Source organism: Amycolatopsis pithecellobii, from assembly GCF_009707865.1.
Lineage (GTDB): Bacteria > Actinomycetota > Actinomycetes > Mycobacteriales > Pseudonocardiaceae > Amycolatopsis_E > Amycolatopsis_E pithecellobii.
Genome location: NZ_WMBA01000002.1, coordinates 117601 through 142213 on the forward strand (window position 1 = coordinate 117601; position 24613 = coordinate 142213).

Sequence of the window (24613 nt, forward strand, 5' to 3'; positions counted from 1 at the left end):
GAAAACCGGCCAGGGGAAGGAAAACAGCGCACAAAGAAGGAAAGTCCGATTCCCGCAGATGGTCGGTAAACGGGCATTTCGCCGACGTAATCTGACCGTATGGCACAAGACGCCTCGCTCACCTACACGTCCTATCTTGCGCTCGACGAGATCCTCGGCGCGCAACGGCCGCGCTCGGATGAGCACGACGAACTGCTGTTCATCGTGATTCACCAGGTGTACGAGCTGTGGTTCAAACAACTGCTGCACGAACTCGTGTACCTGCAGGAGCGGCTCGAGGCGGGCGACACCGCACACGCGATCCGCACGCTGCGCCGGGTTCTGACGGTGTTGAAGGTGGTGGTCATCCAGATCGACGTGCTGGAAACCATGACGCCCAGCCAGTTCGCCGGCTTCCGCGCCCGGCTCGACGCGGCCAGCGGGTTCCAGTCCGCGCAGTTCCGGGAGCTGGAGGTGGTGCTGGGCCGGCGAGACGCCGCGGCGTTCGAGCACTATCCGGAGGGCAGCACGGGGCGGCAGCGGATCGTGTCGGCGATGGCGCGGCCGACGCTGTGGGACTCTTTCCAGGCCTATCTGCGCACGCAGGGTCATGACGGAGACCTGTCACGGGTCTACACGGAGGACGGCGGTGCGGCGCTGATCGCCGAGCATCTCGTGGACCTCGACGAGGGCATCCAGGAGTGGCGATACCGGCACGTGAAGATGGTCGAGCGCACGATCGGTGACAAGTCGGGCACGGGCGGTTCATCCGGCGCCGGGTACCTGCGGGCCACACTCTTCCAGCCGGTCTTCCCCGAGTTGTGGGCGATTCGCCGCGATCTCTAGGCGCGGCGTCCGATCCCGGTTAAGTTGCTCTTGAGCGGAAACGACCTTTCCACTCGACCACAACCGGAATCGGCCGGCGCCACGAACCGCCGTCCGCCGTCGACGAGGAGTCACCACCGTGACCGAAGGGATATTCGGCCGCGAAAGCGGTCATGAGCAGGTCGTGTTCTGCCAGGACGAGCCGAGCGGCCTGAAGGCGATCTTCGCGATCTACTCCACCGCGCTGGGGCCCGCGCTCGGTGGCACCCGATTTTACCCGTACGCCTCCGAGGACGACGCCATCGCCGATGTGCTGGCGCTGTCGAAGGGGATGGCCTACAAGAACGCGCTCGCCGGGCTCGATCTCGGCGGAGGCAAGGCCGTGATCATCGGCGACCCCGCGACCGTCAAGACGGAGGCGCTGCTGCGGGCGTACGGACGTTTCGTGCAGTCGCTTTCCGGCCGGTACATCACCGCGTGTGACGTGGGCACCTATGTCCAGGACATGGACGTCGTGGCGCGGGAAACGCGGTTCGTGACGGGCCGCTCGCCCGATGACGGCGGGGCCGGTGACTCCTCGGTGCTGACCGCGTTCGGTGTGTTCCAGGGCATCCGGGCGTGCGCCTCTTACCGTTGGGGCACAACGGATCTGACCGGACGGCGGGTCGGTGTTTCGGGGGTCGGGAAGGTCGGGCACATCCTCGTCGAGCATCTCGTCGAGGCGGGGGCGCAGGTCGTGATCAGCGATGTGTCGCCGGCGGCGATCGAGCGGGTGCTGGCCGCGCACCCGGATGTCGATGTCGCCACTGATGCGGACGAGCTGATCGCCACCACGCTGGATGTCTTCGCGCCGTGTGCACTGGGCGGGGCGCTGAACGACCGGACGGTGCCCAAGCTGCGCGCCGAGGTTGTCTGCGGCGCGGCGAACAACCAGCTGGCGACGCCGGATATCGAGAAGCAGCTGGTGGACCGCGGGATCCTGTACGCGCCGGACTACCTGGTGAATGCCGGCGGCGTGATCCAGGTCAGCGACGAGCTGCACGGTTTTGACTTCGCCCGCGCCAAGCGCAAGGCGACGGCGATCTTCGATACGACACGGGATGTCTTCGCATTGGCGGACACGGAAGGCGTCCCCCCAGCAACGGCCGCCGACCGGCTCGCGGAACGCCGCATGTCAGAGGTCGGCCGCCTGCGGAGCATCCTGACGCGCTGACGCCCGCGACCTCGCCGCCCGTGACGGGCGGCGAGGTGCGCTGGCCCGTCACGGGGCGGCGAGCGCGAGCCGGGCTCGTGGCGGCGAGCGCCAGTCGAACTCGCAGCGGCGGGCGCGAGTCGGGTTGGTGGCGGCGAGCGCCAGCCGGGTTCGTTAGCGGCGAGCGCCGACGTCCGTCGGCAGTAGGGCTCATCGGCAGTACCGGGGGCGCCGCCGACAGCTTTCCCCACCGGAGCAGGGAGTTCGCGCGGACCTCACGGCCCGCTCAGCTGCCGTCGCCCCCGGGCCAGAAGGTGAAGCGGCGCGGTAAAGCTGTCACCGGGAAGTTGTTTCCGCGCGAGAGGTTTCCGCTCGTGTTACTTCCGCGCGCGGTAAGGACCTGCTCGGACAAACGCGCGATCGCGGCTTGCCGGGCCGGTGCGGCCGGGTGGTCGACCCAGCCGGTGAAACTCGGTCGGGGCGGCGCTGTCGTAGCAAAACGGCGATCTTGGCGCCCGTGGCCGGTAGCGGCTGGAGCGGCCCCGGCAGCTTTCCCCGCCGGCGCAGGGGGTTTCGCCGGCTCGCTGCTGCGAACCTCGCAGCCCGCTCAGCTCCCGTCGGTGCTGCGAAGGTGAAGCCGTGCGGTAAAACCGTCGTCCGGGAAGTTGTTTCCGCGCGAGAGGTTTCCGCTCGCGTTATTTCCGCGCGCGGTAAAGACGTGGTCGGACGGAGGCGCGCCCGCGGCCTGCCGGGTCGGCGCGGACCAAGAGTCGTCGACCCAACCGGTCAAGCTCGCCAGCCCGGGCGGCGCCGTCGGAGTCAAACGGCGATCTTGGCGCCCCTTGCCCGTAGCGGCTCGAACGGCCCCGGCAGCTTTCCTCGCCAGCGCAGGGAGTTCGCGCGAATCTCGCGGCTCGCTCAGCTCTCGTCGGCTCCGGGTCAGAAGGTGAAGCCGTGCGGTAGAGCCGTTGCCCGGGAAGTTGTTTCCGCGCGAGAGGTTTCCGCTCGCGTTATTTGCGTGCGTGGTAAAGACGTGGTCGGGCAGAGGCGTGACCGCGGGCTGCCGGGTCGGCGCGGACCGAGAGTCGTCGACCCAGCCGGTGAAGCTCGCCAGCCGGGGCGGCGCCGTCGGAGTCAAACGGCGATCTTGGCGCCCCGTGCTCGTAGCGGCTCGAACGGCCCCGGCAGCTTTCCGTGCCAGCGCAGGGAGTTCGCGTGAGCCCCGCGGCCTGCTGAGCTCCCGCCCGCCAGAATCCGTCAGCCGGACTTGCGGCGGAACGTGCGTTTCGCGGCAGCGGGACCGTGTGCGTGCTGGCTGCGGTCACCGCCCTTGCCGTGTTGATCACCGGAGCGGGCCTGGGCCTGCTTCCGTTCCAGCGCCTCGCGGAACCGGCGCTTCTGGTCGTCCTCCGTGGGCTCGGACGAAGGTGCGGGATCGGACATGAGACCCTCCTGGCTGCGGACGACAGTGTCACCCTTCCACGTCCCGAGTCCTGTGGCCAACCGGATTTCCGTCACCCCCCCGCCCGAAACTGGCAGGCTGCCAGTAAGGCGGAGCAGGCCAGCTAGGGTAACGCCATGGCGAACTCTGCTGCGGTACCCGGCCGTCCTCGTTCCCGGGACGCGGCGGGCCTGCCTGCCGTCACGCCGGACGGGATCGTGGACGCGGCGCTGGAGCTGACCGCCCGCCACGGGCTCGAAGACTGGACCCTGCGCCAGCTCGCCGCCGCCGTGCAGGCCTATCCCGCCGTCGTCTACCACCACGTCGGCGATCGCGACGCGGTTGTCACCGCCGTCGTCAACCGGGTCATCGGCATGTTCCCGCTGCCACCGGAGGACCTGCACTGGCGCGACTGGTTCCGCAGCCTTGCTCGCGAGCTGCGCACCGTCCTGCTCCGCTACCCCGGCGTCGCGCGCCGGATCGTCGTGTACGGGGTGACCGTCCTGGCCGCGGCCCCGTCGATCGACCGCGGCATCCGCGTCCTGCAGCAGGCGGGATTCGGCGACGAAAGCCCGGAGCTCTACCAATTCCTGGCCAACGTCATCTGCCACTTCGTCTCCGTCGAGGACGAGCAGGTGCGCCACGCCGACGTCCGTGCCCGCAACCTCGCGCTGTGGAGCAACTACCGCGACGACCAGACGATGCCAGGCCTCGCCGCGCTCAGCGCCTCGGTGTACACGATTGCCACGGACCCCGAACGCCGCGCCAGCTACTTCGCCGACATCTTCGACTATTCGATCGAGCGTTGCCTCGACGGCGCCGGAGTGCGGCTGGACGTCATCCGCCGCACGTGATCTTCGGCTGCGGGTTGTAGTGCACGGTCCGCTTGTCCGAGCGCACGACCTGGCCGGTCGCGACATCCCGCAGCACCCGCGTGTTGGACGTGGTGAATCCGGGCGCACCGTTCGACGCGTGGCAGTTCTGCGGCGGACCCGGTTTCGGTTGCGGGTCAACGGGATTCGTGCGCTCGCCCGGCACCGATTCGACGTTGTACCGCTTGGTGCCCCACAGTTTCACCGTGATCGACGAGGGCGTCCAGATGGTCTGGATCGCCACCCCGGTCGGCGAGTCGTTGGTGAACTTCAAATCGATGACGCTGGACCCGTCGGGGTTCTGGAACACCGTCGCCTCGCGCGCGGCTGGGTAGCGGCTGATGTAGTAGCTGTGCTCGCGGTGCCCGGCGTCCTTCAACCCGGCGAAGTACGACGCGTTGTACAGCGTGGTCGCGAACTGCGAGATGCCGCCACCGACTTCGCGTCCCGGCGCGCCGTTCTCGATGACCCCGGCCTCGACGTATCCCTGCGCCGCGCCACGGGGACCGGTGAAACCGTTGAGGCTGAACGTTTCCCCTGGTTTCACGATCGCCCCGTTGACCTTCTGCGCGACCATGCGGATGTTGACACCCGAGTCCGCGGCGAACCCGCCGGTGGTGAACTCGCCGATGACTTCGGTGATGCCGAGCTGGTCGGCCTGGTCCGTGGTGACCTTCGCCGGCATGTCGACGTACTTCGCCGTCAGCTCACGCCGGTCGCTGTGCTTGAGCAGCTCGGGCAGCGGCTCGAGGGTCGGGTTCCAGTCCACGCCACGGCCGTCCACCGACGGGTCCACGGTCGGCCGCCCGCCCGCGAACACGATCTGCGCGTCCTTGCCTTGTTTCTCGGTGGTTTTCAGCTGCGGACCCGCGACCTGGACGATCTTCGCGTTGTCCACCTTCATCGCGAGCGTGCCGTCCGGGGCGGGCTCGAAACGCAGTGCGGCCGCGATCGCCGCCGGGCTGAGGGTCGCGTTCACACCGTCGCCGTGGACCACGACGGGTCCGGACACCGCGGGCTGGGCGAGCTGGGTGAGCGCGGTCTGGACCGCTTCGGCCGACACGTTCACCGGCGTCTGGTGCACCGGCAGCGTCACCGGCTGCCCTGACGCCCAGTTCGCCAGAATTGTGATCGCCGCGTCGTCGATCTGCAGCTGCTGACCCGCGCGCGGCTGCACGGCGACCGGGGTCGCGCCCTCGAAGCGGATCGCACCCTCCGCGGGCGCGCGATCCGTTTGTGAGCGCAGGTTTTGCAGTGCGTTGACCAGTTGCGGTTTGTCCGCACGCGTCACCACACCGACCTCGCGGGTGGTAAAGAATGACGTGAGCCGGGTGAACGGGTTGGTGGGCTGCGCACCCGCCTGGTCCAAAGTGGACGCCCAATCGAGGCTCAGCCCGGCGCGGGCGGGGTCGATGGTCGCGCTGACGTCACCAGCGCGCACCGACACCGGTTTGACCAGCCGCGGCTCGATCTGCGAGCGGAGTCGTTCCTCCGCGTCCGCGCGCTTGAGCCCGCCGACATCCACTCCCGCGACCGTCACCCCGCGCGGCACATTGCCTTGGCTCACCAGCAAATCGACCGCGTACAGCGCGGCGAGGACGCCCAGCACCGAGCCCGCGATGATGCCGGCGCGGCGCAGTGCCCGGCGGGGCTTGTGCGGAGGTTCGACTCGGGGGATGACCACGGTCGGCGGGTCGAAGACGTCGGTCTGCTCGGCGTCGGCCGTGGGCCACACGGGTTCCTGCGGCAAGGGGCACCTTCCCGGGGGCAGGCGGAATCCGGACAACAGGGAGAAAGGTTACGGCGGTCGGGTGGCGTGCCGGACAGCGGGTGTGTACAGCTGAGGCATGCGTCTCGTCATCCTCGCGGACACCCATGTACCCCGGCGCGCGCGGCGCCTGCCGGCGCAGGTCTGGCGGTCGGTGGAGGAGGCGGATGTCGTGATCCATGCGGGAGATTGGGTCGAAGTGAGCCTGCTCGACGAACTCGAAGCGCGCAGCAGCGAGCTCATCGGTGTGTACGGCAACAACGACGGTCCGGAACTTCGCGCACGTCTGCCCGAGATCGCTCGCGCGGAGCTGGACGGGCTGCGCTTCGCGGTCGTACATGAGACGGGGGCGGCGAAAGGGCGCGAGCAGCGTTGCGCGGCCGCCTTCCCGGACACCGATGTGCTGGTGTTCGGGCACAGCCACATTCCGTGGGATTCCTTGGCGGACAACGGATTGCGCCTGCTCAACCCTGGGTCGCCGACCGACCGTCGCCGCCAGCCGCACTGTACTTATCTCACCGCGCTCATCGCGGATGCGGAGTTGACCGACGTGCGGCTGCACCGCCTCTGACTCAACCGCCTCTGACTCAGGCGACGACCCGGAAGATCAGCCTGCGCGCGAGTCGCACGTTGCGTGCGGCCGAGTCGCACGTTGCGTGCGGCCGAGTTGTGCGTTCCATGCGACGGGAACGCGCAACTCGCGCGGCGGGAACGCGCAACTCGCGCGACGGGAACGCTCGACTCGCGTGGCGGGAACGCGCAACTCGCGCTGCGGGAACGCGCAACTCGCGTGGCGGCGCGCCGGTGAACCCCGTCGCGCCGAAAGAACCAGGTCAAGGCCGGTCATGCCGGTACCGTGACCGGTTGGTGTGGGAGGCTGCTCGTCATGAGCGATCGCTACTTCGAGGACTACGTCGAGGGTTCGACGGAAGAATTGGGCAGCATCAAGGTGAGCGAGGACGAAATCCTCGAGTTCGCCACCAAGTACGACCCGCAGCCGTTCCACGTCGACCCCCCGGCGGCCGCGGCCGGCCCGTACGGCGGCCTCATCGCGAGTGGCTGGCACACCGCGAGCCTGATGATGAAGCTGGTCGTGCGGAACTACCTGTCCGCTGCGTCGAGCCTCGGCAGCCCCGGCATCGACGAGTTGCGCTGGCTCAAGCCGGTGCGCCCCGGTGACGAGCTGCGCGCCCGGGTTCAGGTGCTCGAAGCGCGGCCGTCGAAATCCAAGCCGGACCGTGGTTTGCTGCGCAGCCTCGTCGAGCTACGCAACCAGGATGACGAGACCGTGTTCACCGCCGTCGCGCTCAACTTCGTCCTCCGCCGGTGGGCGACCGCAACTTGAGTCACACAAAAAGGCAGGTGTAGCCGCGAATCGGGCGGGGTAGTTCCCTTGCGACAGCGTCACGTGAGGGAGTCTGACCATGGCCGATACGTCACGGCTGCCCACCCCGGTCGCCGAAATCTGGGAGTGGCAGCGCAACGGCAACTGCCGGAACCTCGACAGCTCCGTCTTCTTCCATCCCGACGGGGAGCGCGGTTTCGCCCGCGCGGACCGGGTGGCCAGGGCCAAGCGGATCTGCCAGTCCTGCCCCGTCATCGTCGAGTGCCGGCACCACGCGTTGACCGCCGAGGAACCGTTCGGGGTCTGGGGCGGTCTGGACGAGTCGGAGCGCCGTGCCGCGATCTCGCGTCGCAAGCAGCGTGAGGAGGACAGCGAGAAGTGCGTTTCGGTTACACACTGATGACCGAGCAGGCCGGGCCGAAGGATCTGGTCCGGTTCGCGAAAGCCGCTGAGGACAGCGGGTTCCGGTTCGAGGTCTGCAGTGACCACTACTCGCCATGGCTCGACGAGCAAGGGCATGCGCCGTATGCCTGGAGTGTGCTCGGCGCAGTCTCCCAGGTGACGGATCGGGTGGAGCTGCTGAGCTTCGTGACGTGCCCGATCATGCGATACCACCCGGCGGTCGTCGCACAGAAGGCGGCGACCGTGTCCCTGCTGTCGGACAACCGGTTCATCCTGGGTCTCGGCGCGGGGGAGAACCTCAACGAGCATGTCGTGGGCCGCGGCTGGCCGCCGGTCAACGTGCGGCACGAGATGCTCAGCGAGGCCGTGAAGATCATCGGCGACCTGTTCGACGGCGGCTATGTCAACTTCTCCGGCGAGCATTACCGCGTGGATTCGGCGAAGCTGTGGGATCTCCCCGATCGACGCACCCCGATCGCGGTCGCGGTGTCCGGGCGGCAGTCGGTCGAACGGTACGCGCCGGTCGCGGACGCGATGATCACCACCGAGCCGGACCCGGAGCTGATCAAGTGGTGGGACGGCGAACGGGAACAGGTGAGTCTGGACACGACTCGCAAGTTCGCGCAGCTGCCGGTGGCGTTCGGCCCGGACCGGGACGAAGCCGTCCGGCGCGCGCACGCGCAGTTCCGCTGGTTCGGTGGCGGCTGGAAGGTCAACGCCGAACTGCCGGGCACCCCGGCGTTCGCGGGCGCGACCAAGTTCGTGACGCCGGACGACGTGGCCGACTCGATCCCGTGTGGACCCGACGCCGGTGCGATCGTGGAAGCGGTGAAACCTTTTGCCGATGCCGGATTCACCGATCTGGCACTGATCCAGATCGGTGGCGGCGAACAGGACGGGTTCTTCGAGTTCGCCTCTTCGGAGCTCCTCCCCGAGCTCGAAAAGGCTTACGGCTGAACGAGATCTCCTTCCCGGGTGATCATCGCGCGCAGCTTGGTGAGTGCGCGGTGCTGGGTGACCCGCACGTTGCCGGCGGAGATGCCGAGCGCTTCGGCGGTTTCGCCCGCGGACAGACCCACCACCAACCGCAGCGTCAGGATCTCCTGTTGCAGCGGCGGCAGCGTCGCGACCAGCTTGTTCAGCCGCGCGCCGAGGTCCACGTCGAGGACGCGCTTTTCCGGCTCGTTGTCCGTCAGCGGGCGCTCGGGCAGTTCGGCGACCGGGTCGGAGCGATCCCGTGACACCAGCCGGTACGCGTCGGCGACCTTGTTCGATGCGATCGCGTGCACGAGATAGAGGAACGAGCCGCCGCGGTCCTGGTAGTTCGGCAGCGCGTGCAGGACAGCCAGGCAGACCTCCTGCGCGACGTCGTCCGCCGAAAGGTAGGACAGGTCTCGACCGCCGAGCCGGGCACGGCAGTACCGCACGGCGACGGGCGTGATCATGCTGATCAGCCGGGCGATGGCGGCCGGATCCCCGGTGGCGGCTTCCTTGACGGCCGGGTCGAGTTCCTCCTTGGTCAGTCGCTGTGCGGGACCCCGCGGAAAGGACTGCGGGATGGTGAAACCGGGTACCGATGCTTCTGCGGGCACGGCGGTATCCGGTGGGACTTCGGTTCTCATAGTCGACTCCCCAACGACAACGGCGACCCCTACGGCCGGTCGCAGCCGGAGGTCAACGTCTGTCACCCTCGGTGAGCGGATACTCCCTTTAGGTCCCTGCCCATCCGCTACCGATGCGACTGAGCGTAATCGTATGCGGCCGATGTCCGGCAGTCCATATTTCAACAAGAGATCTCATTGAGATACCCCGTTTGCCGCAGCGGTCTGTTTGCTGACGATCGCCGGTTGAGCACTGTGCGCAGTTCCGAGCGATTTTCGTGCACAACTGACATCGGTGCGTTGTCGACAAGGGGTGGTCAACGAGTGGTGAAAACCCACCAGCGAAGAACGATAAATCGTAAGACACCACCAACTGCGCTGGTGAGGGCAAGAATTACCGCTTCCAGCGTTGCTGACGGCGCATCGACAAATGTTTGGAGCAAGAGCAGAACAATCGATCCGTAGCCGGCATAGAAGACGAAAGTCCCGAGCGACTGGACATGAAGTTTCAGCGCGGAAGTTCGCATCTGCGCGAAGGTGACGCGGCGATGGAATTCGGTGTTGGCCAATGTCGTGAGCGCGATAGCCAGGACATTCGCGGCGACCGACGTAATGAAGGGGCGGGCGGCGAGGAAGACCAGTTCCTGCAATCCCGTCGTCACCGCTCCGGCGGCGACATACCAGACGATCGGGTGAGCAGTGTCGAACCGACGGCCGGTGTGCCGTCCGCTCCACTGCACCATGGTCATGACGTCAACTTACCTAGCCTTAGCAACTTCTTGCACGGTACAACCGAGTGACGTTGCTCTCCGGGTTTGCCCGGTTCGGGCCGGGGGTACCGCTGTGGCATGAGTGAGGCACACGGACATCCCGTTCATGATGCCGTGGAGTCCGATCCGGCCGCGTTGAACAGTGCGGAAGATCTGGATGAAGACCGGCTCGGCGCCGACCCGCTGGAGGAGGGCGTCGAACCACCGGAGCGGTATGCCCACTCCGATCGTTTCGGCACTACACCCCGCGAAGAACGCGAAGGGGAGTCGCTCGACGAGCGGTTGCGACAGGAACGCCCGGATGTCCAGCCCCCGCCGGCCGATGAGCGATGAGGCTGACCCGTCGCGCGTGAGCGTCCCGGGGCCCCTATGGTCGGAAGACACGAGCGCACGTAACCGAAGGGAAGAACAACCATGCTCGCTTTGACCGACGCTGCCGCCGAGGCGATCAGCGCGTTGACCGCCCAGGAAGGCAAACAGGAGACGGGCGGACTGCGGTTCGCCGTGCAGGCCCAGCAGGACGCGGGTGCGCAGCTGGCGCTGTCCGTGGCCGAGCAGCCCGAGGCGGGTGACCAGGTGGTGGGGACGGACGCCGGAGCCCGGGTGTTCCTGGAGCCGCAGGCCGCCCAGTTCCTCGACGACAAGGTCCTCGACGTGCAGCAGGATGACCAGGGCCAGCTCAACTTCGCCGTCATGCCCGCCCCTGAGACACCCCAAGCCTGAACCGAAAGCGCGCGGAAGGCCGGGCTCCCCCTGTGGGCCCGGCCTACCGCCGTCAGAAGTGGGTCAGCAGCTCCGGGAAGCGAGCCAGGTGCAGCACCTTCTCGTCCGCCGGATCGACCACGTCGTGCTCCAGCACCCAGGTGCTCTTGCTGGGGATGAAGACCGCGTTGAGCCCGGCCCGGCGGGCGGGGACGATGTCCGACTTCGGCGAGTTGCCGATCATCCACGCGTGCTCCGGGCGCAGCGCGTGCCGCTCGACCAGCTCCAGGTACGTGCCGATGTCCTTCTCCCGCACGATGTGCACGTGGGAGAAGTGGTGATCGAGCCCGGACGCGTCGATCTTGCGTTGCTGCTCCTCGCGATCCCCCTTGGTCAGCAGGAACAACTCGTGCCGCGCGCCGAGTTGCGCGAGCGTGTCGGCAACGCCGGGGATCAGCTCGACCTGCTGGTTGACGAGCTGGTCGGCCAGTTCGAGGATCTGCTGCCGCTCCTGCTCGGTCGCCGGGCGTTCACGCAGCCGCGCCAGGCAGTCGTGCAGGCTGCGCAGGAAAACGGCGGTGCCGTAGCCGTGCACGACCGCGTTCGCCCGCTCGATGTCGTCGAGGATCGCGCGCAGCTCGGCTCGGTCCAGCGTCGGATGCGCGAGCCAGTCGAGGTAGTCGTCGATGACGCGCTCGAAGACGACGTTGTTTTCCCAGAGCGTGTCATCGGCGTCGAAGATCAGGGTTTTCCGCACTCGAAAAACTGTACTGCCGTACCAGTCAGGTTCGCACCGGGTTTTCCGGCGCCTTCCCGGTGAGCACGGCAGTCACGTTGTCTGCGGCCAGCAGCGCCATCTGCGTCCTGGTCTCCACTGTCGCCGAGCCCAGATGTGGCGTGAGCACCACGTTGTCCAACTCGAGCAGCCGCGGCTCCACGTCGGGCTCGTGCTCGAACACGTCCAGCCCGGCGCCGGCGATCTGCTTGGTGAGCAGGGCGTCGGCGAGCGCCGATTCATCCACCACCGGCCCGCGGGTCGTGTTGATCAATACGGCGGTCGGTTTCATGATCCGCAGCGCGGCGGCATCGATGAGATGGTGCGTCTGCGGGGTCAGCGGGCAGTGGAGCGACACCACATCGGCCTGGCGCAGCAGGGTTTCCTTGGGTTCTGACCGTCCACTGTAGACGACGTGCAGGCCGAACGCCTCGGCTCGCTTTGCCATCGCGCGCCCGATCTGCCCGGGACCGATGATGCCGAGTGTCTTGGCCTGCAACCCGCTGCCGAGCATGAAGCCGAGGTGGAACGACCACGGTTGCCCGGCGCGCAGCAGGCGGTCTCCCTCGGCGATGCGGCGGGTGAGCGTGAGCAGCAGCCCGAATGCGAGATCGGCGGTCGCGTCGGTGAGCACGCCCGGGGTGTTCGTGACGACGATGCCGCGGCTGGTGAGTGTGCGCACGTCGATGTTGTCGTGGCCGACGGCGACGTTCGCGACGATCCGCAGCTGCGGCCCGGCGGCTTCGGCGACCGACTCGTCGATCCGGTCGTGCAGCATGCTCACGATCGCGTGCGCGCCCGCGACGGCCTTCCGCAACTCGTCCGGTTCGAGCGGCCGGTCCTGTGTGGACACCCGGACCTCGCCCAGTGCCCGGAGTTCGACCAGCGCCGCTTCGGGTATCCGCCTCGTCACCACGATCCGCATGCGTCCACCTTCTCTTGCGAGCCCTCGCGGCACCAACTATGTTCGTATCTAGAACTACTGTGCGGAATGCGAACATCGCGTTGTCATGAGGGAGCTCAATGGCCGAGATACTGTCCTTGCGCGACGCGGTCGCGCGGCTGGTCCACGATGGCGACACGGTGGCGCTGGAGGGGTTCACACACCTGATCCCGCACGCGGCCGGGCAGGAGATCATCCGCCAGCGGCGGCGGGACCTGACGCTGGTCCGGATGACCCCGGACATCGTCTACGACCAGCTCATCGGTGCCGGCTGCGCGCGCAAGCTGATCTTCTCGTGGGGCGGCAATCCCGGGGTCGGTTCGCTGCACCGGTTCCGGGACGCGGTGCAGAACTCCTGGCCGGTGCCACTGGAAATCGAGGAGCACAGCCATGCCGGGATGGCCAACCGGTATGTCGCGGGCGCGTCCGGGCTGCCGTTCGCGGTGCTGCGCGGCTACACCGGCACGGACCTGCCCAAGCACACCAGCACGATCAAGCAGATCACCTGCCCGTTCACCGGTGAGCAGCTGGCTGCGGTGCCCGCACTGAACCCCGACGTGTCGATCATCCATGCGCAGCGCGCGGACCGTGCCGGGAACGTGCAGATCTGGGGGCTCGTGGGCGTACAGAAAGAAGCGGTGCTGGCCGCGAAGCGCAGCCTCGTCACGGTCGAGGAAATCGTCGACGAGCTGGAGCCCGTGCCGGGTCAGCTGATCCTGCCGTCGTGGGCGGTCACGGCGGTCGCCGAGGTGCCGCACGGTGCCCATCCCTCCTACGCGCAGGGTTACTACGAGCGCGACAACGGCTATTACGAGTATTGGGATTCCATTGGGCGGAATCGGGACTCGTTCGAAGAGTGGTTGAGCGACAAGGTGTTCTCGATGGAGGTGAACACGAGCGACGATGGCGGAGCCCCGCTCGTGAGCGCCGACCGGGTGCGGGTGTCCCGCAAGGCGCAGGAGGCGGCCAAGTGAGTGTCACGGAAGAGCGGACCTACACGTCCGACGAGATGATGTCGATCGCCGCCGCCCGGTCGCTGAGAAACGGGCAGCGGTGCTTCGTCGGCATCGGCCTGCCCTCCACCGCGGCCAATCTCGCGCGTCGCACGCACGCGCCGGATCTGGTGCTGGTCTACGAATCCGGCACGCTCGGGTCCAAACCGGACCGGTTGCCCGCGTCCATCGGTGACGGCATCCTCGCCGAGACCGCGGACGCGGTGATCAGCGTGCCCGAGGTGTTCAACTACTGGTTGCAGCCTGGCCGGATCGACGTCGGTTTCCTCGGTGCCGCGCAGCTGGACAAGTTCGGCAACATCAACACGACGGTCATCGGTGCGGATTACGAGCATCCGAAGGTGCGGCTGCCGGGCGCGGGTGGTGCGCCGGAGATCGCCGCGTCCTGCCATGAGGTGTATGTCGTGGTCCGGCAGAGCAAGCGCAGCTTCGTCGAGCAGGTCGATTTCATCACCTCCTTCGGCCACGGCCGCGGCAAGGGAGAGCGTGAGAAGCTCGGACTCCACGGTGCCGGGCCGACGTTGGTGATCACCGATCTGGGCGTGTTCCGGCCCGACCCGGAGACCGCCGAGCTGGTGCTGACCGAAGTCCATGACGGCGTGACGGTCGAGCAGGTCCGCGAGGCGACGGGCTGGGATTTGAAGGTCTCCCCGGAACTGTCCACTACGGAACCGCCCAGCGAAGCCGAGCTGAAGACCCTGCGCGAATTGAAGGCGGCGTGATGACCGACGCATTCGTCCTGGACGCGATCCGCACTCCATTCGGCCGCTACGGCGGGGCGCTGGCGAAGGTGCGTCCCGATGACCTCGCCGCACATGTGCTCCGGGAACTGGCTTCCCGCAACGATCTTGATCCGTCCACTGTGGATGAAGTGATCCTCGGGGACGCCAACCAGGCCGGTGAGGACAACCGGAACGTGGCCAGGATGGCGGCACTGCTCGCGGGCTGGCCCACCAGTGTGCCCGGCAGCACTGTCAACCGGCTCTGCGGTTCCGGGCTCGACGCGGCGATGCAGGCCAGCCGGTCCATCGCCACCGGTGATGCCTCGCTCGTCGTCGCTGGTGGCGTGGAGTCCATGAGCCGGGCGCCGCTGATCCTGCAGAAGCCGGAAAAGGCTTACGCCGCGGGAAATCAGACGTTGCATTCGAGCACGCTGGGCTGGCGCATGGTCAACCCGGACATGCCGGACCAGTGGACGATCTCGCTGGGCGAGAGCACCGAACGGCTCGCCGAGCGTTACGGCATCGGCCGTGCCGAGCAGGACGAATTCGCGCTACGCAGCCATCTGAATGCGGCGAAGGCGTGGGACTCCGGTTTCTATGATTCGCATGTCCTTCCGGTGCCCGGCACGGAGCTGACCCGTGACGAAGGTGTCCGTCCTGACTCCACTGTGGACAAGCTGGCGAAGCTCAAACCCGCGTTCCGCAAGGAAGGTACGGTCACCGCGGGCAACGCGTCCCCGCTCAACGACGGCGCGTCCGCGGTCCTGCTCGGCGACCAGGAAGCCGCCGACCGGCTCGGGAAGGTGCCGCTCGCGCGCATTGCCGGCCGTGGCGCGGCGGGGGTGGACCCCGATGTGTTCGGCATCGGCCCGGTGCGCGCGGCGGAAATCGCGTTGGCACGTGCGGGAATCGGCTGGGACGACCTCGCCGCGGTCGAGCTCAACGAAGCGTTCGCGGCGCAGTCACTCGCCTGCCTCGCCGAATGGTCCAAAGTGGACCCGGAGATCGTCAACGTCAACGGTGGGGCGATCGCGATCGGGCACCCGCTCGGCGCGTCCGGCGGCCGCATTCTCGGCACCCTCGCCCACGAGCTGCGCCGTCGTGGTGGTGGCTGGGGCCTGGCCGCGATCTGCATCGGTGTCGGACAAGGTTTGGCAGTCGTACTCGAAGCATAGGGAGATGACTATGGCGGCTCCGGCCAGTGACAGGCTGATCCTGCCGCGCTATCGGCGGGATCCCGAGGGCACGCATCCTCCGCTCGGTTCGCCGGGCTACGGCTCGACGAGGTTGCGCCACCCGAAGCAGCCGCTCGTCCTGCTGCCACAGAAACTGACCGAGGTCACCGGCCCGCTGCTCGGCCCCGGCCGGGTCGGTGCGCACGACAACGACCTGACGGTCCAGCACGACGGCGAGCCGCAGGGGCAGCGCATCATCGTGCACGGCCGGTTGCTGGACTCCGACGGCAGGCCGATTCCCGACTCGCTGGTCGAGATCTGGCAGGCCAACGCGGGCGGGCGTTACCGGCACACAGGCGACAACTGGCCGTCCCCGATCGACCCGAACTTCACCGGTGTCGGGCGCACGGTCACCGACTCGGCGGGCCGGTACGAGTTCACCACGATCAAGCCCGGCGCGTACCCGTGGCGAAACCACGACAACGCCTGGCGCCCGGCGCACATCCACTTTTCCGTGTTCGGGCAAGCGTTTCCGCAGCGGCTGGTCACGCAGATGTATTTCCCCGACGACCCGTTGTTCTTCCAGGACCCCATCTTCAACTCGGTCCCGGACGAAAAGGCACGGCAGCGGATGATCTCGCGTTACGACCACAGCCGCACCACCGACCACTGGGCGCTGGCGTTCGAGTGGGACATCGTGGTGCGCGGCCGTGAACAGTCCGTTTTCGAGGACGAGGAGGACGAGTGAGCACGCCATCGCAGACGGTCGGGCCATACCTGGCGATCGGGCTGCCGTGGGAGGACGGGCCGACCGTGGTGTCCGCAGGCACGCCGGGCGCGGTGTGGATCCGGGGCACCGTCTACGACGGGAACGGCGACGTGGTGCCGGACGCGCTCGTCGAGACCTGGCAAGCCGATCCGGACGGCCGATTCGACCATCCCGATGACCCGCGCGGCCGGGTGCCGGGGTTCCGCGGGTTCGGCCGCTGCCCGACGGGAAGCGACGGCACGTACGGCATCCTCACCCAGGTGCCCGGCGCGCTGCAGGGGCAGGCCCCGCATATCGACGTCTCGGTGTTCGCCCGCGGTCTGCTCAACCGCGTGGTCACCAGGATCTACTTCGCCGACAAGGCCGCGGAAAACGCCGCCGACGAGGTGTTGCGCTCGGTCCCCGAGGAGCGGCGGCACACCCTGGTCGCGCAGAAAACCGAGGACGGTTACCGCTTCGACGTGCGCCTACAGGGCGAAGGCGAGACAGTATTTTTTGATGTCTGAGCTGTTCGATCCGGTGCTGGCGGCCGGTCCCGTCCGCGACGAGGTGAGCGACGCCGCGTGGGTGCGCGCGTTGCTCGACGTCGAGGCGGCGCTGGCACAAGCCGAGGCGGATGGCGGCTTGATTCCACGCGAGCACGCCGACCGTATCGCCGAGGTGTGCCGTGAGGGGTTCTTCGACGTCGCCGAGCTCGGCGCGAAGGCGGTCGGCGTCGGCAATCCCGCCGCGCCGCTGGTCCGCGAGCTCACCAGGCAGGCCGGTTACGCCGGCCGGTTTGTCCACTTAGGAGCGACCAGCCAGGACATCATGGACAGTGCGGTGATGCTGCTGGCGAAGCGCGCGCTGGAACCGCTCCTGGAGGACGTGGACGCGGCGGCCGCCGAGGCGGCCCAGCTGGCGCGTGCCCACGCCGGGACCGTGCAGGCCGGGAGAAGTCTGTTGCAGCAGGCGATTCCGGTGACGTTCGGGCTCACTGCGGCGGGCTGGCTGTCCGGTTTGGACGCCGCGGCCCGCCGCCTGCGTGGGGTGCGGCTCGCGGCTCAACTCGGCGGTGCGACGGGCACACTCGCGTCGCTCGGCGAAAACGGGCCGGCGGTGCTCGCCGCCTTCAGCCGCCGGCTGGGCCTGGACGAGCCCGCGCTGCCGTGGCACACCGAGCGGACCCGGATCGCGGAACTCGCCGGTGCGCTCGGCGAACTGTCCGGAGTGGCCGGTGCGGTGAGCCGGACGATCACGTTGCTGGCACAGACGGAAGTCGCCGAGGTGGCGGAAGTCGGCGAAGGCAGTGGCGGTTCCTCCACCATGCCGCACAAGCGAAACCCGATCGCGGCGATCGCCGCGCAGGCCGCCGCCCAGCAGGCGCCCGGTCTGGTGAGCACGGTGCTCGGCGCGATGCCCCAGGAACACCAGCGGGCAGCCGGATCATGGCACGCGGAATGGCGGCCGCTCACGGAACTGTTCCGCGGCACCGGCTCTGCGATCCACTGGCTGCGCACCAGTTTCGAGCGCCTGCGGGTCGATCCTGAGCGGATGCGGAAGAACCTCGACGCGACCGGTGGGGCCGCCTTGTCCGAACGCGTCACCACCGAACTGGCGGCCGGAACGGGACGGCTCGCGGCGCACGACGCGGTCACCGAATGCGTGCGGCGGGCGCTCGCGGGTGAGGGAGCGCTGGTCGATCTGCTCGCGCAGGATCCTTTGGTGGGCAAGCAGTTGAGCCGGGAGCGGATCGCGCAGCTGCTGGATCCGGCTGATTATCTGGGCAGTGCGCGGGTATTCGTCGAGCGGGCGTTGAACGAAAGGGAACGCAGTGAGCGTTGAGGTGCACCACGTCGTCGAGGGTGACGGCCCCGCCGTCGTGTTGAGCAACTCCATCGGGAGCACCCTGCGGATGTGGGAGCCGCAGGTGAAACCCTTGGTGGACAACGGTTTCCGCGTGATCCGCTACGACACCCGGGGGCACGGCCGCTCGCCCGCGCCGAATGGTCCCTACGGTATCGACGACCTCGGCGAGGATGTGCTCGCGTTGCTGGACCGGCTGGACGTGACCGAGGCGCATTTCGTCGGGCTCTCCCTCGGCGGGATGACCGGGGTCTGGCTGGCGCAGAACGCCCCGAACCGCGTCCGTACTCTCGTCGCGTGCTGCACCTCCGTACAGCCCGGCAACACCCAAATGTGGCTTGACCGAGCCAAAACCGCGCGCATCGAGGGCATGGCGAGCATCGCGGACGGCGCGCTCGGCCGCTGGTTCACCCGGCCCTGGATCGACGCGAACCCCGGCGAGGCCGCCGCCATGCTGGAGATGGCCGCCACCACCCCGGCCGAGGGCTACGCGTCGTGCTGTGAGCTGCTCGCGGATCTCGACCTTGTACCCGGCCTGCCCAAGGTCACCGCCCCGACCCTGGTCATTTCCGGGGCCGAGGACAGGGCACTGCCTTTGGAGCACGGCCGCGTCCTCGCGGACGGCATCCGTGGCGCGCGGTTCGAGATCGTGGAACACGCGGCCCATCTCGGCAATTATGAACAGGCCGGGCGCTTCACCCAGCTGATTCTGGCCCACCTGAAAGAGGACGCATGAACGACGACGTTTTCGACGCCGGTACGCGGGTCCGCCGCGAGGTGCTCGGTGACGCCCATGTGGACCGCGCGAGCGCGAACACCACCGAATTCAGCGAAAAATTCCAGGACTACATCACGCGGTCGGTGTGGGGTTCGATCTGGACCCGTGACGGGCTGGACCGCAGGACCCGCAGCTGCATCACGCTCGCCGTGCTGACCGCACTGCACTGCGAGAATGAGCTTCCCATGCATGTGCGCGCCGCGATCACGAACGGGCTCACTCCCGACGAGATCGGCGAAGTCCTGTTGCACACCGGTGCCTACGCCGGCGTGCCCGCCGCGAACGCCGCGTTCGCCGTCGCCCAGAAAACCTTGTCGGAAATGAGCCAGTAAGTTAGGGGTATGGAGGAACGCGCGGCACACCACGTGCAGTCGCTGGAACGCGGTCTCGCCGTGATCCGCGCCTTCAACACGGGCGCCCCCGAACTCACTCTGTCCGATGTGGCCAGAGTGACCGGCCTGACCCGGGCCGCCGCGCGGCGGTTCTTGCTCACCCTCACCGACCTCGGTTACGTCCGCACGGACGGAAAGTACTTCTCCCTCACCGCGCGGGTCCTCGAACTCGGCTATGCATTCCTGTCGAGCATGACGCTGCCCGAGGTCGCGCAGCCGCATCTGGAGCGTTTGTCGGCGGAGGTGCACGAGTCCAGTTCGGTTTCCGTCCTCGAAGGCGCCGACATCGTGTACGTCGCGCGCGTCGCGGTTTCCCGGATCATGACCGTGACCATCAATGTCGGCACCCGTTTTCCCGCGCACGCCACCTCGATGGGCCATGTCCTGCTGGCCGGTCTCGACCGGGCCGCCCTCGAGAGCTACTTGTCGTCGGCGGTCTTGGACAAGCTGACCGCACGCACGCTCACCGAGCCTGGTGCGCTGCGGGCGGAGCTCGACGTGGTGCGTGAACAGGGCTGGGCCCTGGTCGATCAGGAGCTGGAAGAGGGGTTGCGGTCGGTCGCCGCGCCGATCCGTGACCGCCGCGGCACCGTGGTCGCCGCGGTGAACGTGTCCACCCACGCGAGCCGGACGAGCCGCGAGTCCGTGCGGGACGAGATGCTGCCGCTGTTGCTGGCGGCGGCCAAGCGGATCGAGGACGACCTCGCCATCACCCCGGCGCAGGCCCGCCGTGGCTGAGTCGATGGCGCCGTCGGCGCGGTGCGCGGGTCTGCTGCTTGCGGCCGGCGCCGGCCGCCGGTTCGGCCGGCCGAAGGCGCTCGTCGAACTCGACGGGGAACCGTTGGTGCGCCGGGCATTGCGGGTGCTGGCCGACGGGGGCTGCGCGCCGATCCGGGTTGTGCTCGGCGCCGAGGCCGAGGATGCCCGCGCCCTGCTGCCGGATCCGTCCGCGGCGGTGATCGCGACGGACTGGGAGACCGGGATGGGCGCGTCGCTGCGAGCCGGTCTGCGCGCGTTGCCGGCGGCGGACGCCGTGCTGGTACACCTGGTGGACCTGCCGAACGTGGACGCGCGCGTGATCGCGCGGCTCGCCGCACTGGCCGCACCCGGCGTCGTCGCCAGGGCGGCCTACGACGGTGTTCCCGGACATCCGGTGCTTTTCGGACAGCGGTGGTGGCCGGAGGTCGCCGAGTCCGCGCGGGGCGATCGCGGGGCCCGTGACTGGCTGGCGACCAGGACGGATCTGCGGCTCGTGGAATGCGCCGACCTGGGCAGCGGCTTCGACGTCGACACGCCCGCCGATTTGCCATCTAGGCTGGAACCGTGATGGTCAACTCACCGGAAGAGCTGGCGACGGCGCTCGAAGGCACGGGCTACCTTGCCGACGAGGGCGTCGCGACGGCCGCGTTCCTCGCGCTGCGCATGCGGCGCCCGTTGTTCTGCGAAGGGGAACCGGGCACGGGGAAGACGTCGCTCGCGGTCGCGTTGGCGCGGTCGCTGGGGCTGCCGCTGATCCGGTTGCAGTGTCACGAGGGGATCGACGCGGCGCAGGCGTTGTACGAATGGGACTTCCCGCGGCAGCTGCTGCATTTGCGTGCGCTGGAAGCGGGCAGCGAGACGCTTGACGTCGATGCGGCCGAACAATCTTTGTATACTCAGCGATTTCTGCTCGCCCGGCCGCTGTTGAAAGCGCTTACTGAGTCGCCGTGTGTGTTGCTGGTGGACGAAATCGACCGCGCGGACGATGAGTTCGAGGCATTCTTGTTGCAGTTACTGGATGAGAACGCGGTGACCATCCCGGAACTCGGCGAGGTGCGGGCGGCGGAGCCGCCGCTGGTGGTACTGACGTCGAACCGCACACGCGAGGTGCACGATGCGCTCAAGCGGCGTTGTCTGTACCACTGGCTGGCGCACCCGGATTTGTCCCGAGAGGTAGCCATCCTGCGGCGGCGCCTGCCGGGGGTGGGCGAACGCCTGGCGACCCAGATCGCGGTCGCCGTGCGGCGGTTGCGTGAGCTGGAGCTGCTCAAGCCGCCCGGGGTGGCCGAATCGCTGGACTGGGCGCAGGCTTTGCTCGCACTGGACCGGGACGAACTGGACGTCGAAACGGCGGCGCGCACCCTCGGGGCGGTGCTCAAGTACACAGAGGACATGGAACGCGTACGAGCGAAGCTGGACGCACTACTGGCCTGAGGCCCGGAGGCGCCTGGCCGGTGCGGGCAGTCTGCGAGGTCAGCCTGCGAGTGTCTGCTCCAGCCGCAGCAGATGCTCGGTGAGTGCGGCCGGCGAGCCGGGGGCGAGGTGGATTTCCGCGTCGGGGCCGGTGCCTTGGGTGTAGTTGAGGTAGCGGCCCCAGTCGGTGTCGGCGTAGTGCAGGGGCTCTTCGAGCCGGTGGTAGCGGTTGAGCTCGTCGCGGTGGGCGACGTACAGCTCGCCGGTGCCGGTGACCGGGCGTTGCAGCACGTTCACCAGATCGCGGATGTCCCAGCTGGGAATGCGGTCCTCGCGGGCCGCGTCTTCCAGCTCGGCGACGCGGATCGTCAACGGGCGCCCGCCGCCGGGGCGGACGTCGGGGAGTTCCGCCACGAGCGCGTCGACGAGCGCTTCGCGGTTGATGGGTTTGAGGGCGATCCCGTCGTCGACTCGCACGGCGATGATGCCCTGGAGTCCGCGTGCCGCAGCGAGAATCCCGTAGGTCTTCTGTCCATTGTGGACCCAGCCGTAGTACTCGAGTGAGGCGTTGGTCAGCAGCGGGAGCCAGTCGAGGAATTCCGCGTCGAGGCGGCCGCGGTGATCCAGCAGCCGGGCTTCCCGGAGCGCCTCACGCATCCGTTGCCGCGCGGCGGTTTTTTCCGTCTCGGGTAACCAGACCGGCTCCGGGCGCAGGGCGAGGTGCAGCGTGCCCAGCCCTTCCTCGTCGACCGCGCCCGCGAGCGCGTCGAGTGGGAGGCTGAGGTAGTCGGTGCGAACGGCCGTCATCCCTATTCGCCGATGACGGGCGGGGTGGCCCGCACGTCCGTGCCGAAGATTGAATCGGGGTCGGCTTCCAGCAGGTAGTCGGGCCGCTGGTGCTCCTCGTCGTCCTCGCCGCGGCCGCGCTGGCCCGCTGTCCCGAGCGGCGCGCCGTTGGCGCCCTTGGCGGCGTTCCGGCTGGCGGCCGCTTCCTCGGCGGCGCCGGCGAAGTTGCCCGAGCCGGTGTTCTTCCCGGCACCGAGGCGGTTCTCGGTGGGCTTCCCGTTCTCGGTGAGCCTGCCGTTCTCGCTGACCTTGCCGTTCTCGGTGGCGCGCCCGAGCCGTTCCTCGGCCGCGCCGCCGCCACGTCCTGTGCCGCCACGGAGCTTCTCGTTGTCGGTCCCGTACAGGCGGTTGGCCGCGCTGTTGCCGTTGCTGACGCGCCCGGCGCTGTCCCCGGTGCGGCCGGGCCCCCGGTTCTGCCCGCCGGGGCCGGAGGTGCTGGCCCGGGTGCCGCCGGTCGTCGGGGTCGAGGTCCCGCCGACGAGGGGCGGTGGTGTGCTCACCGGGTTCGTCGTGCCGCTGGGGGCCGGCGAGGTGATGACCGGCCGGCCGCCGTTGAAGGTCGGTGAGGGGGCGATGGACCCGCCGGTGGTTACCTGGCCCGCTGATGGTGTGGGGGTGGAGGTGGGGCTGTTCAGGTTGGTCGTGTACTCGGAGTTGAGGTGCCCGGCCGTGACGTTGAGGCCGGCTGACTTGATGCCGACCGAGGTCCCGTCGATGGGGAGGGGCTGGTAGCTCATCGGGATGGTGCTCTGGGTGGAGCTGGTGGCCGAGGAGTACTGGTCCATCACGCGGACGTTCGTCTCGTTGGCGGCGTTGTGCTGGCTCATGCCGTCCTGATACGACTTGATGTCGCCGACGGCGAGCGACGGGCCGACGATCGGGATGGCTGCCTTGAGGCCCACCGTCCAGCCACTGGGCTTCTCCGGCGCGGGCGGCACCGGCACGACGGTGCTCTTGGCCATCTCCAACGACCCGGTCTGGACGTTCATCGCGTTGGTGGTTTGATCGAGCGGATACGAGGAGGCGTTGAAGGCCACCGCCAGCGGCCCGGCACCCGCGCTGGCCGCGTCCCCGGAGGCCCCCGTCCAGGCCTTGTTCATGCGGCTCTGCAGCTCCGCAATCGCTTGCGCCTCGTCGCTATACCCCCGAGAGAGCTCCGCGATCGTGTCGCCGATCGCCTGGAGAACCTCAGGCCGGCCGGCGTTGAAGTTGTTGTAGATCTGGGTGCCATCCAGGCCGCCCATCGCTCCCCCCTCAGGAACCCTGCAACGTTTTGATCATAGCCTCGGCCAGCTGCTTCGCGGTATCGCAGGAGTCCTGCGCGTTGTTGTAGCCAGAGGCTCGCGTTACCGCGCTCTCGTCGCTGCTGAGCGCGACTATCACCGCACAGTTTCCTCGAGCCCGCTCGTCGGTCAGGTCGGCGAAGGCGGCTTGGTAACCCGACGCTTCCGTCGGGTCGGCGTAGGCAAGAACACCCCTGTCGCGTTGCAGGAAGGTCTTGGTAATTCCCGGAAGGTTAGGGTCTTGGTTCTTCAACAGGATCTGGATCTGGATGGTCTTGGCCCCGGAAATCCAGGCGCATCCTTGACCGGTGAAGAGCGTTGAGACTCGACTTGAGATGTCGGCCGTGCCGGGTGCTGTGTAGCCCAGTGACCGTGGCAGGTCCGCAGAAAGCAGTTCGCAGGGCTTGTCGCGATAGGGTTCGGGGTCGAGGGCGGGCATCGCTGAGCCGGAACTGGATGATGTTTCAGAAGCGGTGGTGCCAGTCGGGGTACCAGCAGTCGTCTGCGAACAACCGGCGAGTATGAGCGCAGTTCCCAATGCGAGGGCGGCAATCAGACCGCGCGTCGTTCTGGTCACTGGGTGATGCCTCCGGAGGCCTTGCGTAAGGCGTCGGTGGTCTCGCCCTCACCAGTCTGTTTGGCTGTCTTCGCGGCCTCAAGCTTTTGAATGTAGTTCCCGATGTAAGCAAGCATTGAGCTGTGTTGATCCCGAAGTTGGGTCAGTGACTGTTTCCAGGTCATCATGTAGCCGTTGGTCGCATCATCGTTTGCCGGTGGGTTCATGACGGCCTGGACCAACTGTTCGAGCGTCGTCCCTCGCTTGGCGATGCTTTCCTGGCGTGCTCGCCACGACGCCAGCACCCCGTCGATCTCCTCCACGCTCGGGAACTCGAATGCGCCCGCCACGCTGTGTGCCGTCGAGCCGACGTCGGACCAGGTTGATACCTCGCCGAAGATGTTCTGCGCGGCCTGGGTGGCCTGGCCGATCGGCTCCAGCATGCTG

At 68.1% G+C, this 24613-nt stretch carries 28 protein-coding genes and 2 pseudogenes; 20 read left to right on the top strand and 10 right to left on the bottom strand.

Annotated features, from left to right (window positions below; genetic code table 11):
- Window positions 1-99: 99 nt before the first annotated feature.
- Both GKO32_RS01940 and GKO32_RS01945 read left to right on the top strand, forming a co-directional pair.
- Window positions 100-825: a tryptophan 2,3-dioxygenase gene (locus tag GKO32_RS01940; RefSeq protein ID WP_154754990.1), complete on the top strand. Its 726-nt coding sequence runs from the start codon at window positions 100-102 to the stop codon at window positions 823-825.
- 118 nt (window positions 826-943) lie between these two features.
- Window positions 944-2017: a Glu/Leu/Phe/Val family dehydrogenase gene (locus GKO32_RS01945; RefSeq protein WP_312867416.1), complete on the top strand. Its 1074-nt coding sequence runs from the start codon at window positions 944-946 to the stop codon at window positions 2015-2017.
- Between the two features lie 1236 nt (window positions 2018-3253).
- On the opposite strand, the gene GKO32_RS01950 is transcribed toward GKO32_RS01945, so the two are convergent.
- Entirely contained in the window at window positions 3254-3439 is a 186-nt protein-coding gene (locus GKO32_RS01950; RefSeq protein WP_154754991.1) for a DUF5302 domain-containing protein, read from the bottom strand.
- 135 nt (window positions 3440-3574) lie between these two features.
- Here GKO32_RS01950 and GKO32_RS01955 point away from each other — a divergent pair, with 135 nt between their 5' ends.
- Window positions 3575-4291: a TetR/AcrR family transcriptional regulator gene (locus GKO32_RS01955; RefSeq protein ID WP_154754992.1), complete on the top strand. Its 717-nt coding sequence runs from the start codon at window positions 3575-3577 to the stop codon at window positions 4289-4291.
- Here GKO32_RS01955 and GKO32_RS01960 read toward each other — a convergent pair.
- Window positions 4275-6059 (bottom strand): VanW family protein, encoded by a 1785-nt coding sequence (locus GKO32_RS01960; protein ID WP_154754993.1) that lies wholly within the window; start codon window positions 6057-6059, stop codon window positions 4275-4277. The two genes, GKO32_RS01955 and GKO32_RS01960, sit on opposite strands and share 17 nt — an antisense overlap.
- A gap of 97 nt (window positions 6060-6156) precedes the next feature.
- Between GKO32_RS01960 and GKO32_RS01965 the strand changes: the two genes are divergently transcribed.
- The 4 genes from GKO32_RS01965 (at window position 6157) to GKO32_RS01980 (ending at window position 8781) form a co-directional block, all read left to right on the top strand.
- Window positions 6157-6648, top strand: coding sequence for a metallophosphoesterase family protein (locus tag GKO32_RS01965; protein WP_154754994.1), 492 nt, complete (start codon window positions 6157-6159; stop codon window positions 6646-6648).
- A gap of 315 nt (window positions 6649-6963) precedes the next feature.
- A complete protein-coding gene (locus GKO32_RS01970; protein ID WP_154754995.1) occupies window positions 6964-7422 on the top strand; it encodes a MaoC family dehydratase in 459 nt (152 codons plus the stop codon).
- A 79-nt stretch (window positions 7423-7501) separates the two neighbouring features.
- Window positions 7502-7822: a WhiB family transcriptional regulator gene (locus GKO32_RS01975; protein ID WP_154754996.1), complete on the top strand. Its 321-nt coding sequence runs from the start codon at window positions 7502-7504 to the stop codon at window positions 7820-7822.
- Window positions 7801-8781, top strand: coding sequence for a TIGR03557 family F420-dependent LLM class oxidoreductase (locus GKO32_RS01980; RefSeq protein WP_312867417.1), 981 nt, complete (start codon window positions 7801-7803; stop codon window positions 8779-8781). The genes GKO32_RS01975 and GKO32_RS01980 overlap by 22 nt, the downstream gene beginning before the upstream one ends.
- Here GKO32_RS01980 and shbA read toward each other — a convergent pair.
- Both shbA and GKO32_RS01990 read right to left on the bottom strand, forming a co-directional pair.
- Window positions 8772-9446: an RNA polymerase sigma factor ShbA gene (gene shbA / locus GKO32_RS01985; protein WP_154754997.1), complete on the bottom strand. Its 675-nt coding sequence runs from the start codon at window positions 9444-9446 to the stop codon at window positions 8772-8774. The two genes, GKO32_RS01980 and shbA, sit on opposite strands and share 10 nt — an antisense overlap.
- 296 nt (window positions 9447-9742) lie before the next feature.
- A complete protein-coding gene (locus GKO32_RS01990) occupies window positions 9743-10174 on the bottom strand; it encodes a GtrA family protein (protein WP_154754998.1) in 432 nt (143 codons plus the stop codon).
- A 99-nt stretch (window positions 10175-10273) separates the two neighbouring features.
- Here GKO32_RS01990 and GKO32_RS01995 point away from each other — a divergent pair.
- A pseudogene (locus GKO32_RS01995) lies at window positions 10274-10522 on the top strand (hypothetical protein); the annotation flags it as partial.
- 87 nt (window positions 10523-10609) lie between these two features.
- On the top strand, window positions 10610-10918 hold the full coding sequence (locus GKO32_RS02000; RefSeq protein WP_154754999.1) for a HesB/IscA family protein: 309 nt from the start codon (window positions 10610-10612) through the stop codon (window positions 10916-10918).
- A 52-nt stretch (window positions 10919-10970) separates the two neighbouring features.
- On the opposite strand, the gene GKO32_RS02005 is transcribed toward GKO32_RS02000, so the two are convergent.
- The gene (locus tag GKO32_RS02005) at window positions 10971-11654 is read right to left on the bottom strand and encodes an HAD family hydrolase (RefSeq protein WP_312867418.1); all 684 of its coding nucleotides are present in this window, start codon (window positions 11652-11654) and stop codon (window positions 10971-10973) included.
- Between the two features lie 25 nt (window positions 11655-11679).
- Window positions 11680-12597 carry a 2-hydroxyacid dehydrogenase gene (locus GKO32_RS02010; RefSeq protein ID WP_154755000.1) on the bottom strand — a complete coding sequence of 306 codons (918 nt, stop codon included), beginning with the start codon at window positions 12595-12597 and terminating at the stop codon, window positions 11680-11682.
- A gap of 98 nt (window positions 12598-12695) precedes the next feature.
- Between GKO32_RS02010 and GKO32_RS02015 the strand changes: the two are divergent.
- From GKO32_RS02015 to GKO32_RS02065, 11 genes and pseudogenes are all read left to right on the top strand, one after another.
- Window positions 12696-13484 (top strand): annotated as a pseudogene (locus GKO32_RS02015) (CoA transferase subunit A); the annotation flags it as partial.
- Window positions 13485-13624: 140 nt separating this feature from the next.
- On the top strand, window positions 13625-14350 hold the full coding sequence (locus tag GKO32_RS02020) for a CoA-transferase subunit beta (RefSeq protein ID WP_154755112.1): 726 nt from the start codon (window positions 13625-13627) through the stop codon (window positions 14348-14350).
- Complete coding sequence (locus GKO32_RS02025; RefSeq protein WP_154755001.1) at window positions 14350-15525, top strand: thiolase family protein; 1176 nt, start codon at window positions 14350-14352, stop codon at window positions 15523-15525. Before GKO32_RS02020 ends, GKO32_RS02025 begins: the two co-directional genes overlap by 1 nt.
- A gap of 10 nt (window positions 15526-15535) precedes the next feature.
- A complete protein-coding gene (pcaH, locus tag GKO32_RS02030; protein ID WP_154755002.1) occupies window positions 15536-16273 on the top strand; it encodes a protocatechuate 3,4-dioxygenase subunit beta in 738 nt (245 codons plus the stop codon).
- Complete coding sequence (gene pcaG, locus GKO32_RS02035; RefSeq protein ID WP_312867419.1) at window positions 16270-16800, top strand: protocatechuate 3,4-dioxygenase subunit alpha; 531 nt, start codon at window positions 16270-16272, stop codon at window positions 16798-16800. The genes pcaH and pcaG overlap by 4 nt, the downstream gene beginning before the upstream one ends.
- The gene (locus GKO32_RS02040; protein ID WP_154755003.1) at window positions 16793-18118 is read left to right on the top strand and encodes a class-II fumarase/aspartase family protein; all 1326 of its coding nucleotides are present in this window, start codon (window positions 16793-16795) and stop codon (window positions 18116-18118) included. Before pcaG ends, GKO32_RS02040 begins: the two co-directional genes overlap by 8 nt.
- Window positions 18108-18875: a 3-oxoadipate enol-lactonase gene (gene pcaD, locus GKO32_RS02045; protein WP_312867420.1), complete on the top strand. Its 768-nt coding sequence runs from the start codon at window positions 18108-18110 to the stop codon at window positions 18873-18875. The genes GKO32_RS02040 and pcaD overlap by 11 nt, the downstream gene beginning before the upstream one ends.
- Window positions 18872-19249: a 4-carboxymuconolactone decarboxylase gene (pcaC, locus tag GKO32_RS02050; RefSeq protein WP_154755004.1), complete on the top strand. Its 378-nt coding sequence runs from the start codon at window positions 18872-18874 to the stop codon at window positions 19247-19249. Before pcaD ends, pcaC begins: the two co-directional genes overlap by 4 nt.
- A gap of 9 nt (window positions 19250-19258) precedes the next feature.
- A complete protein-coding gene (locus GKO32_RS02055) occupies window positions 19259-20047 on the top strand; it encodes an IclR family transcriptional regulator (protein ID WP_154755005.1) in 789 nt (262 codons plus the stop codon).
- A 4-nt stretch (window positions 20048-20051) separates the two neighbouring features.
- Window positions 20052-20636: a nucleotidyltransferase family protein gene (locus GKO32_RS02060; protein WP_154755115.1), complete on the top strand. Its 585-nt coding sequence runs from the start codon at window positions 20052-20054 to the stop codon at window positions 20634-20636.
- Window positions 20636-21502, top strand: a complete 867-nt coding sequence (locus GKO32_RS02065) for an AAA family ATPase (RefSeq protein ID WP_154755116.1) — start codon at window positions 20636-20638, stop codon at window positions 21500-21502. Before GKO32_RS02060 ends, GKO32_RS02065 begins: the two co-directional genes overlap by 1 nt.
- Before the next feature lie 39 nt (window positions 21503-21541).
- Here the strand turns inward: GKO32_RS02065 and GKO32_RS02070 are convergent, their stop codons facing one another.
- The 4 genes from GKO32_RS02070 to GKO32_RS02085 are packed head-to-tail and all read right to left on the bottom strand — an operon-like array spanning window position 21542 to window position 24609.
- The gene (locus GKO32_RS02070; RefSeq protein ID WP_154755006.1) at window positions 21542-22288 is read right to left on the bottom strand and encodes an ESX secretion-associated protein EspG; all 747 of its coding nucleotides are present in this window, start codon (window positions 22286-22288) and stop codon (window positions 21542-21544) included.
- 2 nt (window positions 22289-22290) lie between these two features.
- Entirely contained in the window at window positions 22291-23571 is a 1281-nt protein-coding gene (locus GKO32_RS02075) for a hypothetical protein (RefSeq protein ID WP_154755007.1), read from the bottom strand.
- Between the two features lie 10 nt (window positions 23572-23581).
- Window positions 23582-24187 (bottom strand): DUF3558 family protein, encoded by a 606-nt coding sequence (locus GKO32_RS02080; RefSeq protein ID WP_154755008.1) that lies wholly within the window; start codon window positions 24185-24187, stop codon window positions 23582-23584.
- Window positions 24184-24609 carry a hypothetical protein gene (locus GKO32_RS02085; RefSeq protein ID WP_154755009.1) on the bottom strand — a complete coding sequence of 142 codons (426 nt, stop codon included), beginning with the start codon at window positions 24607-24609 and terminating at the stop codon, window positions 24184-24186. Before GKO32_RS02085 ends, GKO32_RS02080 begins: the two co-directional genes overlap by 4 nt.
- Window positions 24610-24613: the final 4 nt, after the last annotated feature.